This is a genomic window from Pseudoalteromonas sp. OF5H-5 (genome assembly GCF_021530695.1).
Classification (GTDB): domain Bacteria; phylum Pseudomonadota; class Gammaproteobacteria; order Enterobacterales; family Alteromonadaceae; genus Pseudoalteromonas.
This window is the reverse complement of record NZ_JAKGBF010000001.1, coordinates 565,424-578,091: the sequence shown is the minus strand read 5'-3', so window position 1 is coordinate 578,091 and position 12,668 is coordinate 565,424. Positions and strand designations below refer to the sequence as shown.

At 44.6% G+C, this 12,668-nt stretch carries 10 protein-coding genes; 3 read left to right on the top strand and 7 right to left on the bottom strand.

All coding sequences use genetic code 11. The features are described 5' to 3' along the window. Positions 1-186: 186 nt before the first annotated feature. From map to dapD, 3 genes are all read left to right on the top strand, one after another. On the top strand, positions 187-978 hold the full coding sequence (gene map / locus L1271_RS02680) for a type I methionyl aminopeptidase (protein WP_010606768.1): 792 nt from the start codon (positions 187-189) through the stop codon (positions 976-978). A gap of 216 nt (positions 979-1,194) precedes the next feature. Further along, complete coding sequence (gene glnD / locus L1271_RS02675; RefSeq protein WP_102057114.1) at positions 1,195-3,813, top strand: [protein-PII] uridylyltransferase; 2,619 nt, start codon at positions 1,195-1,197, stop codon at positions 3,811-3,813. A 10-nt stretch (positions 3,814-3,823) separates the two neighbouring features. After that, a complete protein-coding gene (gene dapD, locus L1271_RS02670) occupies positions 3,824-4,651 on the top strand; it encodes a 2,3,4,5-tetrahydropyridine-2,6-dicarboxylate N-succinyltransferase (RefSeq protein WP_235366682.1) in 828 nt (275 codons plus the stop codon). 49 nt (positions 4,652-4,700) lie between these two features. On the opposite strand, the gene L1271_RS02665 is transcribed toward dapD, so the two are convergent. From L1271_RS02665 to lepA, 7 genes are all read right to left on the bottom strand, one after another. Then, complete coding sequence (locus tag L1271_RS02665; RefSeq protein ID WP_235366681.1) at positions 4,701-6,755, bottom strand: TonB-dependent receptor; 2,055 nt, start codon at positions 6,753-6,755, stop codon at positions 4,701-4,703. An 81-nt stretch (positions 6,756-6,836) separates the two neighbouring features. Next, the gene (pdxJ, locus tag L1271_RS02660) at positions 6,837-7,571 is read right to left on the bottom strand and encodes a pyridoxine 5'-phosphate synthase (RefSeq protein ID WP_010606764.1); all 735 of its coding nucleotides are present in this window, start codon (positions 7,569-7,571) and stop codon (positions 6,837-6,839) included. A gap of 93 nt (positions 7,572-7,664) precedes the next feature. Continuing rightward, positions 7,665-8,357, bottom strand: a complete 693-nt coding sequence (gene recO, locus L1271_RS02655) for a DNA repair protein RecO (RefSeq protein WP_235366680.1) — start codon at positions 8,355-8,357, stop codon at positions 7,665-7,667. Further along, positions 8,358-9,257 carry a GTPase Era gene (gene era / locus L1271_RS02650; protein WP_211866560.1) on the bottom strand — a complete coding sequence of 300 codons (900 nt, stop codon included), beginning with the start codon at positions 9,255-9,257 and terminating at the stop codon, positions 8,358-8,360. After that, entirely contained in the window at positions 9,247-9,924 is a 678-nt protein-coding gene (gene rnc / locus L1271_RS02645; protein ID WP_010371291.1) for a ribonuclease III, read from the bottom strand. The genes era and rnc overlap by 11 nt, the downstream gene beginning before the upstream one ends. Positions 9,925-9,926: 2 nt before the next feature. Beyond that, a complete protein-coding gene (gene lepB, locus L1271_RS02640; protein ID WP_010371286.1) occupies positions 9,927-10,862 on the bottom strand; it encodes a signal peptidase I in 936 nt (311 codons plus the stop codon). A 12-nt stretch (positions 10,863-10,874) separates the two neighbouring features. Continuing rightward, positions 10,875-12,662, bottom strand: coding sequence for a translation elongation factor 4 (gene lepA / locus L1271_RS02635; protein ID WP_235366679.1), 1,788 nt, complete (start codon positions 12,660-12,662; stop codon positions 10,875-10,877). Positions 12,663-12,668 lie beyond the last annotated feature (6 nt).

Genomic DNA, 12,668 nt, shown 5'->3' with positions numbered 1-12,668 from the left:
TCGATATGTGTGTGTGTTAATATTAATAAGTGTGTTGTCTTAACTACAAACATTCATTCTCATCGTGTGAGGAAGAATTATTTGTAAAAAGACGGCGCGCTTTATACCATATATAAAGAATTAACTCAATCTTATGCGTAAAATTTGTGCATAATAAATGTTCATCTAAATTGACTTGGAGTCTAAATGAGTGCTGTGATCAAAACCCCTGAAGAAATCGAAAAAATGCGTGTTGCCGGGCGTTTAGCCGCGGAAGTACTGGAAATGATCGAGCCGTATGTTAAGCCAGGGGTGACCACCGACGAATTAAACACCATTTGTCACAACTACATTGTTGATGAGCAAGGTGCCATTCCTGCACCGCTAAATTATCACGGCTTTCCGAAGTCTATTTGTACCTCAGTTAACCACGTTATCTGTCACGGAATCCCGAACGATAAACCGCTAAAAGAAGGCGACATTATCAATATCGACATCACTGTGATCAAAGATGGGTATCATGGTGATACGTCAAAAATGTTTTACGTCGGTACACCAACGATCCAAGGTAAGCGCTTAAGCGAGATCACGCAAGAAAGCCTATACCTTGCGATAAAAATGGTAAAACCGGGCGTGCGTTTGGGTGATATTGGCGCTGCAATTCAAAAGTATGCAGAAGGCTTTAACTACTCTATCGTGCGTGAATATTGTGGTCACGGTATTGGTAAAGAATTCCATGAAGAGCCACAAGTAATGCACTACGGCAAACCAGGTACTGGCGAAGTGCTCAAAGCTGGCATGTGTTTGACTATCGAGCCTATGGTTAACGCCGGTAAGCGCCAATGTAAGCTACTAAAAGATGATTGGACTGTCGTTACCAAAGACCGTAGTCTTTCGGCGCAGTGGGAACACACGCTGCTTGTCACAGATAATGGCGTTGAGATCTTAACGCTGCGCAATGACGAAACGATAGACCGCGTTATTACGCATTCAGCTTAATTGCAAAAAGCATTTATCAAAGCCAGCCAGATTGCTGGCTTTTTTATTGCAAAACTCACACAACAGCGATTACAGCCCCCCTTGGTTTAGATATCAGTTACACACGATGATAGTTGTCCAATCCTTGACCCTTCACCTCCTCGTCACTCGCAATTCTTATTTATTTAGTGTAAAACAGGACTCTACTGTTTTTGCGCGCATGACACAGGATCCTAAGTGGCATTACCGAACAAAGTGAAGACGCTTCTTGACGAAGCACAAGAACTTACCGATTACCGTGATTGTCTTGCTTTTTTCTACAAATGGTTAAGCAATCAATTTGCCAAGCAACCCGTTAGAAATCTAATTAACTCTCGAGCCGAATTTATCGATCGATTGTTGATTAAATTGTTTAATGAAACTGGGCTAGCGCACCAACCAGACTTGTCGTTAATCGCCATTGGTGGTTATGGCCGTGGTGAGTTACACCCGTTCTCTGATATCGATTTTTTGGTGCTGACCAAATCCGTTCCCTGTGAAGAAGTGACCAGCTGCTTAGAGCGTTTTGTCACTTATTTATGGGACTTAGGTCTAGATATTGGTCATAGCGTAAGAACCCATGAACAAGTCCTAGAACAAAAACAAAATGACGTTCACTTTGCCACAAGCCTGCTGGAAAGCCGCCTCATTTGTGGTAACCATATTGAATATGAACGCCTCAAACGACATATTGTTGAAACCCCAATTTGGCAATCTAGTGACTTTTTTATCGCTAAGGTCAATGAGCAGAATATTCGCCATAAAAAATGCCATGGTACCGCCTACAACCTTGAGCCTAATATTAAAGAAAACCCCGGTGGCCTGCGCGACCTGCAAACCATTTTTTGGGTCGCTAAAAAACACTTCCGCGCTGAAACTTTGGAAGAGTTAATCAATCACGGTTATTTGACCCATGAAGAATATCAAGAGCTGTTAGAGTGCATCGAAAACCTGTGGAACATTCGCTTTGCGCTGCACTTAGCCGCTGGTCGCAGTGAGAACCGCTTACTGTTTGACCATCAACCACATGCCGCAGAGCTCCTCGGTTTTGGCTCTGAAGGTAAAGCCTCGGTCGAGCGTATGATGAAACGCTTATTTAGGATCATGAGCCGAGTGCGCGAAATGAACCAGATGCTGCTTTCCTATTTCGAACAAAGTATTCTTCCTGAGCAGTTGGAACAAGAAGCCGTGCCACTTGACAGAAACTTTGAGCGTATTGGCAATAAAATTCGCGTTAAAAACCCCTCGGTCTTTTTCCGTCGAGAGAATTTGTTTGTCCTCTTTGAACATATTGCAGACAACCCTAAAATTAATCAGATTGACCCCAGTACCATACGTACTATGCGCCAAGTCAGACGCCGTTTATTAGGCGATTTGCAAGATTACGCAGGCTGTCGTGACGCTTTTTTAAGGTTATTGAAACACCCTAATGGCATGGGACGAGCGTTTACTCTGATGCACAAACACGGGATCATCGCTGCCTATTTACCGCAGTGGCGTAATATTTTTGGACAAATGCAGTTCGATCTGTTTCACGCCTACACGGTAGATGAGCATACCCATAAACTCATCAATAACATCTACCGCTATTTCGATAAAGAGCATATTAGTGAATTCCCGATTTGTTCTGAGATTGTTGCCCGCATGGACAAACCAGAGCTACTCTACTTGGCTGGGATCTTTCACGATATTGCCAAAGGTCGAGGTGGCGACCATTCCGAGCTTGGTGCCGTTGACGCCATGGCATTTACCAAAATGCACGGTTTTACCGCTTCCGACGCTAAATTGGTAGCTTGGCTGGTGCAAAATCACCTCCTGATGTCTGTCACAGCCCAGCGTAAAGATATTAACGACCCCGATGTTATTGCAGAATTTGCACAAAAAGTGAAAAACGAACGTCAGCTAGATTATCTCTATTGCTTAACGGTTGCCGACATTCGTGCCACCAACGACAACCTCTGGAACGACTGGAAAAACACCCTCTTACGCGAGCTATATCTACATACTCAACGGGCATTGCGCTTGGGTCTTGAAAACCCAATGGATATGCGCGACCAGATCCGTGATAAGAAACGCCAAGCCAAGCAACGACTGATTAATTTGGGCTACTTCGAAGAGTACATTGACCTTATTTGGTCACGCTTTAAGGCCAATTATTTTACTGCCTTTAGTGAACAGCAGATCTCTTGGCATACTGAGCACTTATTACAGTCTGATGATTTAAGTCAGCCAAGCGTGATCGTCTCTAACAAGCCCATGCATGGCGGGACGCAAGTATTCGTATACAGTCCTTATGAGTCGGCGCTATTCGCCAAACTAGTCAGTGTAATTGGTTCTAAAAAAGCACAGATCCAGCATGCTCAGGTCATGACCACAAAAGATGGCTATGTTGTCTTTAGTTTTGTTATCCTAGAAGTGAATGGCGACCCACTCAGCACCAGTCGTGCAGCGGGGATCAGGAGAGGCTTAGAGACGCTCTTAAAAGACCCAAAAAAGAAAATCAGAGTCAAAAAGAATCGCTCACAGAAGTTTAAAGATTTTAATATTAGGCCAAAAATTATCTTGCGCCCTCATGCTAGAGCAAACCGTAGCCTTATTGAAATTCAGGCCATTGATATTCCGGGGTTACTGACTAAAATTGCTGAGGTATTTCAGGCCTATTCACTACATATTCATGCCGCGCGCATTACAACCGTCGGCGAACGCGCAGAAGACTTTTTCGTCGTCTCAAACAAAGATTACAAGGCTCTAGATGAAGTACAAAAAGCAGAGCTTCATCGCGCCCTACTCAAAAAATTAAATGCTGAAACAGATTAACGAGGAATTTATGTCTGATTTAAAAACGACTATTGAAACCGCGTGGGAAAACCGCGATACCATTACTCCAACCACGGTATCAGACGAAGTAAAACAAGCGATTGTCAACGCATTGGAAATGCTAGATTCAGGTGCAGCGCGTGTTGCTGAAAAAATTAGTGGTGAGTGGGTTGTACATCAATGGTTGAAAAAGGCGGTACTCCTGTCTTTTAGAATTCGTGACAACCAACCAATGAACGATGGCGTTAACCAGTTTTACGACAAGGTACCATTAAAATTCTCAGAGTATACGCCAGAGCAGTTCCAACAAGGTGGTATGCGCGTAGTACCAAACGCGGTAGCGCGTCAAGGCAGCTTTGTCGGTAAGAACGTGGTACTTATGCCGTCTTACGTTAATATTGGTGCATATGTTGATGAAGGCACTATGGTAGACACTTGGGCGACCGTAGGCTCGTGTGCACAGATCGGTAAAAACGTACATCTATCTGGTGGTGTGGGCATTGGTGGCGTTTTAGAGCCGCTACAAGCCAATCCAACGATTATTGAAGACAACTGTTTTATCGGCGCACGTTCTGAAATCGTAGAAGGTGTGATTGTTGAAGAAGGCGCGGTTATCTCCATGGGTGTCTATATTTCACAAAGTACTCGTATTTACGACCGTGAAACAGGCGAAACCCATTATGGCCGCGTACCAGCCGGTGCAGTGGTAGTACCAGGATCGCTACCAAGTAAAGATGGCTCTCATAGCCTGTATGCAGCAATTATTGTGAAAAAAGTAGATCAGCAAACCCGCGAAAAAGTTGGGATCAATGCACTACTTCGCTCACTAGACGACTAAATATCACGATAGTTTCACAAAGGGAGCTTTCTGCTCCCTTATTCATGTATTACCAGCGGTAGTCCAGTGACACTAGAATGTTTCTTGGTCTTCCCGGAAAGTACCTGTCACCACTAAATGAAGTGTAATCGGCACGCTCAGCATAACGTTCGTCGGTTAGATTTTTCACTCTCATCGTCAACGCCAAATGCGGATTTACCTGCCACTTTCCTCGTAAGCTCAGTAAATCGTGACCAGAATAACGATGAAGATTTTCGGGGTCAGTAAAATACTCTCCTACATGGTGCCAAGCTAAAGACCAACTGAGATTATCCCGTGCTTGCCAGTGTAATTGGGCGTTAATGACGCTCCTTGGTGCTGAATCTAGATCGTTGCCGTTAATATTGATGCCACCAAGAATATTATCTTGTTCATAGGTATGCTTAGCACGCGTTGCGGCGAGATCTAGTTGCCAATGTGCTAAGAATGAATAACTCAGCTCCAACTCCACACCTCGGTGTCTTGAGCGACCATCGTTGATATAGAAAAAGTCACTATCTCGGAAGATCAAATTTTCTTTTTCCATGTCATAAATCGCGACCTGATAGCCAAGACTATCTGCACTCCCTTTTAGGCCAAGCTCGATATTGTCCGCCTTTTCTTCCTCTAGCGATGCTTTTACCTGCTCTCGCTGCAATTGGTAAAGCTCGGCAGTTTGTGGTGCGCGATAGCCTTGAGACACGTTAGCATAGGCAATATGTCGCTCAGTGAACGCATAGCTTAGGCCAAATTTTGGTGAAAAATAAGCAAAGCTATCTCTGCCACTGGCTGGGCGACTATAACGACATCCTCCCATTGCACACACCGAGCCATCTTCTTTGGTGCGCCCAGTAGGCAAAAAGTTGCGATAATCGTACTTCATTGACTCAAAACGACCGCCCAGTTCAACTAACCAGTTACCCTGTCGCCAACTGAGATTTGCAAAAGGCGCGAGTTGCCTTGCATCTACTTCATAGTCGTAATGCTTTCCTGTAGGAATAGTTAAGCCCAAAAATGCAGAGCCTTCAGTCGGCGTAGGCTGATACTGCAACATCTCGCCTTGGGTATATTCCGCATCCATTCCCCAATCTAGTTGTATTGAGTCACTTAATTCAGTGTGTATAAGCGTTTGCAGCCCCACACCAGTTTGACCATTTTCTTCAAACGGCTTACCCGGCAAGAAATGCTTAACAAATTCCATCTCTTGCCAGCGTACATAAGGTTTTATCAGTACGGTGTTACTATCATCAAAGTGCCCGGTTACTTCTGTCCAAGCTCTAAATGACTCTGCCTTTCTAAATGCTTCAGGGTTTTCGTTTTGCTTTGCCAATTGCTTATTTTTATAGCTGTCCACTCCGGTTACATAACCCGCAGTTTGCTGATCTAAGTGGGTGTATGTCATTCCAGATACGACACCAACCTTCTCACCTTCATATTGGTGTTTGACGCTCAACTTTTGTTGCTCAACGCTTTCATCCTCACGATAACCCGTATCTTTTGTAAGGGTTAACGCTGCGCCCAAGCCAAGGGCTTTATCGCCAGCTTGTATCCGAGTTCGGCTATAACCATAGGAGCCGATATCTAATGCAATCCTAGGTGTCTTTTGAATGCTGTTTGAAGTAATCACATTAACCACTCCATGCACCGCATTAGAGCCATACAATACGCTGTTTGGCCCTTTTAGCACTTCTATACGATCAGCCGCTTCAAAGTGCGATTCAAAGAGTTCATTGATATTACAAAAGCCTGCGGCTCTGAGTGCAATACCATCTTCAGCCATTAAAATGCCGCCACATGCGCCTGCACCAGAGAGCACTTGTGAGCGCAATGCAGGTAGATACTCTTGACCATTACCATGTTGTACATTTGCGCCAGCAACGAGCCTCAACGCCTTTTCGATATGCGTGACGCCTGTATCATCTAATTGAGCTTCTGTTAGCAAAGAGAGGCTTACAGGACGCTCTCCTGCCGTCTCAGCCAATCTGGATGCCGTAGTAGTGATGATTTCAAATTCGTTGTTCTCTGTCGCTTCGCTAAGTTGTGGTGCAAGGGCACAACTTGCAAAGACCAACACCATTTTTTTCATTTTGATACCAACTGTATTAACTCGATTACAAGGCAAAAAGAAAGGGCTACACAGCCCTTTCGTTTTCTTTACCACTAAACGTTATGCTTGTCTCGCCTCTAACATCAAACGCTTCATATCTCGTACTGCCTTTTCCAGCCCATCAATTGCCGCTCGAGCAATAATGGCATGACCAATGTTAAGTTCGTAGATTTCTGGCATTTGTGCAATCGGTTTAACGTTATGGTAATGCAAACCATGACCAGCGTTAACGATAAGACCTAGGCCATGAGCATACTGAACGCCTTCACGAATGCGTTCAAGCTCAGCGCTCATTTCGATGTCGTTCTCAGCATCAGCATAAGCACCAGTGTGGATTTCAATGTAAGGCGCACCGCTTTGCTTTGCGGCATCTAGCTGCTTTTTATCCGCGTCGATGAACAAGCTTACTTTAATACCCGCATCAGCTAGGCGCTGAGTTGCCGCTGTGATCCTATCAAGATTACCCGCAACGTCTAAGCCACCTTCCGTGGTTAACTCTTCGCGCTTTTCTGGCACTAGGCAAACATATTCAGGTTTTACTTCGCAAGCAATGTCGAGCATTTCGTCAGTTACTGCGATTTCTAGATTCATACGTGTTTGGATGGTTTTTGCCATCACGTAAACATCGCGATCTTGAATGTGGCGACGGTCTTCACGTAAGTGAATAGTAATGCCGTCGGCACCTGCGTGCTCAGCTACTGCAGCTGCATGTGCTGGATCAGGATAGCTAGTGCCACGCGCCTGACGAAGCGTTGCAATATGGTCTACGTTGACGCCAAGTAAAATATCTTTCATCGTTTATCCCTTGATAATATGACGTAGCAAGTGGATCACCCACTTATTACTGCGATACCAATTTATCGATTTATACTTTTGATTAAATTGGTATTATTTCTTTGAAATAAATAGTTCTCTACTTTTCAGCCCTTGCTTACCAACCAGCGGTGCCATTAATTTTCGTGTTAATAGCTTAGCCGCCCTTCTCACGGCAAGGTCTTGGAAATCTTGATTGGCAATGGCCAATAACATACTGCCCGGTATCGTATCAGGTTCACGACCGACTGCAATAAAACCGTACTCAGATACGTACTTATACGTGGCTTTTGGCCGCACTGGATTACCTTCAGCGTCAAATTCCAGTTCCACCCCGAAACCCAGCTCACCTAACAATTGCAACTCAAAGCTACGTAAGATAGGTTCCACATCTTCATCTTGGGCCAAACGCATTAAATGTAGCTGATAGAGCGCAAAGATCTGCTCTAGCGGTTCGTTGGTTGGTACCACGCGTTGCGTTAATTCATTGAGATACAAACCACAATATAACTGCCGCCCAACGAGTTGGATTTGATTATCTGTGGGTTCAAAACGGTTTAGGTATTTAAAATCGTATCTGCCTGCATATTGCAGTAAAAGTAATGAAAATGGCCGCAGCTGGGCATTATGTTTGAGGGATTGCTTGCCCTTGACTCGGGCAAGCATTTTAAGTTGTCCAACGCCTTCGACCAGCACGTCAAGCAGTACCTGAGAATCGCTGTAAGGTCTGCGATGTAACAGATAGGCCTGTCGAAAGTCGCTATCCAATCAGTCTTCTCCGTACCCTAAGCTACGAAGAGCACGTTCGTCGTCTGCCCAGCCAGATTTCACTTTAACCCAGCATTCGAGATAGACTTTGTTGTCTAGCATGTTCTCAAGATCTTTACGCGCTTCGCGACCGATAACTTTGAGCTTTTCGCCTTTGTTGCCGATCACCATGCGTTTTTGCGATTCGCGCTCAACAAGGATCAACGCGTTGATCTGCCAAACGCCGTTGTCTTGCCACTTAAACTGTTCGATCTCTACCGTCACCGAGTACGGTAACTCATCGCCCATAAAGCGCATCAACTTTTCACGCACGATCTCTGCCGCCATAAAACGCATTGAACGATCGGTAACATAATCTTCAGGGAAATAGAATTCACACGCAGGCAAACGCTTGTGCACTTCTTCTCTGATCATTTCAACGTTCTTACCTTGCTTCGCAGAGATAGGTACGATCCCGATAAAATCCCCCTGTTCACTCAACCACTGAATATGTGGCATCAACAAGTCTTTATCTTTTACCTGATCGGTTTTATTCATCACCACCAAGATAGGACGACCACTGTCTTTAACTTTAGCCAGTACCATTTCGTCATCAGGCGTCCAATGCGTCCCTTCTACGACAAAAATAACCAGTTCAACATCGCCGATTGAGCTTGATGCTGCTCGGTTCATTAAGCGGTTAATTGCACGCTTTTCTTCAATATGAAGTCCTGGCGTATCAACGTACACCGCCTGATAGTTACCCTCTGTATGGATCCCCATGATGCGGTGACGAGTAGTTTGAGGTTTACGCGAGGTAATACTTACCTTTTGCTCAACCAATTTATTTAATAGTGTCGATTTACCTACATTAGGTCTACCGACAATGGCAATCATGCCGCAATGTGTATCAAGCGTCATTCTTTAATATCTTAAGCGCTTTTTCGGCAGCTTTTTGCTCAGCTTTACGTCGCGAGCTGCCTACTGAAATTATACTTTCCATCCCTTCCACTATACATTCGACCGTGAATGTTTGGTTGTGAGCTTGCCCTTTGGTATCTATTACAGTGTAGCCCGGTAAAGGTAATTTTCGAGCTTGTAGATACTCCTGCAGCAGCGTCTTCGGGTCTTTTTGGTTATGACCAGGTGAAATCGCAGTTAAGCGTGATTCGTACCAACTTAGTACCAAATCTCTACACACGTCGATGTCAGAGTCTAAGAAAACGGCACCAATTATGGCCTCTACTGCATCTGCGAGCGTTGACTCACGGCGAAACCCGCCGCTCTTCAGCTCACCTGGACCTAGGCGCAGATAATCACCAAGCGCGAATTCCACACCGAATTCCGCCAGCGTTTGACCACGCACTAACGTTGAACGCATGCGGCTTAAATCACCTTCACGCGCTTTTGGAAACTTGTGATACAAAGCATTTGCAATCACAAAGCTTAAAATAGAGTCGCCCAAAAATTCGAGACGCTCGTTGTGCTGGCCTTTGTGACTGCGATGCGTCAAAGCCTGCTCAAGCAGCGCCTTATCAGAGAAGTTGTACCCTATTTTATTATAAAGTTCTTCTACGTTTCTTTTCATTTTTACTGAATACTACCTAGGCGTTCAAAACGAACACCAGTTGGAACCCACCCTGGCAAAATGCTGTCTGGGCCATTATCAAAATCAAAACTTAACCAAATAAATACCGCTCTTCCAACCAAGTTTTCATCAGGTACAAAACCCCACATACGACTATCTTGGCTGTTATTACGGTTATCACCCATCGCAAAATAACTTCCCTCTGGTACTACCCACTCATCGCGGCGAGTACCTGGTTGTTGATAGTAGCGATCTGTTAACTCTAACACTTCAGGATTAATTAAAATATCATGTTCTACGTTTGGCAAATGCTCGGTTAGACGCACTAACTGCATTGGACCTTGCGTAAACTCGTCACGATTTACAATGTCTACATCAATCTTGTTATATTCGCCACACGTCAACCCGTTTGCTTCGCTCTGCCCGTCTTCACACTTAGGTTTAATGTAAAGCTGACGATTGCGATAAACAATATGGTCGCCCGGTAAACCAACAATACGTTTGATGAAGTCAATTCTCTCATCTAGCGGAAACTTGAACACCGCAATATCACCGCGCTCAGGGGTACCCGTTTCAACGATTTTGCTACGCCACACTGGGTCTTTAATCCCGTAAGCATATTTTTCCACGAGAATAAAATCGCCATCCAATAAGGTTGGCATCATTGAGCCGGATGGAATTTGAAACGGTTCAAAAATAAACGAACGGAAAATCGTGATTGCGGCAATCATAGGAAAAATTGATTTCGCGTTTTCAACAATGGCAGGTTCAGGTGCGATTTCCGCAATGATGTCGGCATCCAACTGAGTGTCAGACGCACCTTGCGCAATAGCAAGCCTAGCTTGTCTTTTTGGTGCATACACCAAATGATCGATCAACCAAATAAGGCCTGAACCGACCGTGAGTAGCACCAATAAAATTGAAAAATAACCTGCCATTTGTATTTCCTGTTACTTACCTACTTTCAATATTGCTAAGAATGCGTCTTGTGGCACTTCAACGTTACCAAGTTGCTTCATACGCTTCTTACCTTCTTTTTGCTTTTGCAGTAGCTTTTTCTTACGGCTCACGTCACCACCATAACATTTTGCGATTACGTTTTTACGTAACTGCTTAACTGTACTACGCGCAATGACGTGATTACCAATTGCAGCTTGAATAGCAATATCAAACATTTGGCGAGGGATCAATTCTCTCAGCGCTTCAGCTAACTGACGGCCACGCGTTTGTGAACCATCGCGGTGAACAATTATTGCAAGCGCATCAACGCGGTCACCATTGATCAGAATATCCACACGCACCATGTCTGATGCTTCAAAACGCTTGAAGTTGTAATCGAGTGATGCAAAACCACGGCTGGTAGACTTCAACTTATCAAAGAAGTCCATTACCACTTCCGACATCGGCAGTTCATAGGTTAACGCAACTTGCTTACCGTGATAGGTCATCTTGGTCTGCATACCACGCTTTTCAACACACAGCGTGATCACGTTTCCTAAATATTCTTGCGGAACGAGAATATTTGCTTCAACGATTGGTTCACGAATTTCAATAATGTCGTTTACTGGCGGTAAATCAGACGGATTATCGATTCTCACCACACCGTGCTTTGTTTCTACTTCATAAATTACCGTTGGAGCTGTGGTGATCAGATCCATGTCGTATTCACGTTCAAGGCGCTCTTGAATAATCTCCATATGGAGCATACCTAAGAAACCACAACGGAAACCAAAGCCTAGTGCTGTTGAGTTTTCAGGCTCGAAGAATAGTGATGCATCGTTGAGGCTCAATTTATTAAGCGCATCGCGGAAGTTTTCATAGTCATCAGATGAAATTGGGAACATTCCCGCGTATACCTGAGGCTTCACCTTTTGGAAACCAGGCAAACGGTCTGTTGCAGAATCACGAGCCATGGTAATGGTATCACCAACTGGTGCACCATGGATGTCTTTGATACCTGCGATAACAAAACCTACTTCACCTGTTTTCAACACCCCGGTATTAGTCTGCTTAGGAGTAAAGATACCAACCTTATCTACTTGGTGAGCTTGCTCTGTAGACATGATCTTAATCTTTTCGCCCGCTCTTAATTCACCGTTTTTAATACGCACCAATGACACTACGCCTTGGTACGGGTCAAACCATGAATCGATAATCAGTGCCTGTAGTGGCGCATTTGGCTCACCTTCTGGCGGTGGAATATCACGTACGATCACTTCGAGCACTTCATCAATGCCGATCCCCGTTTTCGCACTACAACGAACTGCTTCTAATGCTTCAATACCAACGATATCTTCAATTTCTTCGGCAACGCGAAGTGGATCAGCCTGTGGTAAGTCAATTTTGTTCAGAACCGGAATAACTTCCAAGTCCATCTCAAGTGCGGTGTAACAGTTCGCTAGTGTTTGTGCTTCTACACCTTGACCCGCATCAACAACCAATAGCGCACCTTCACAAGCGGCTAGAGAGCGTGAAACTTCATAAGTGAAGTCAACGTGTCCCGGTGTGTCGATAAAGTTTAGCTGGTAGGTTTCACCATCTTTTGCTTGATAGTTAAGCGTTACACTCTGTGCTTTGATGGTAATGCCGCGCTCACGTTCGATGTCCATCGAATCCAGTACCTGCTGCTGCATTTCGCGGTCTGTTAAACCTCCACAAACTTGGATTAAGCGGTCTGATAGCGTCGATTTTCCATGGTCAATGTGGGCAATAATAGAAAAGTTACGGATATGCTTCATATACTG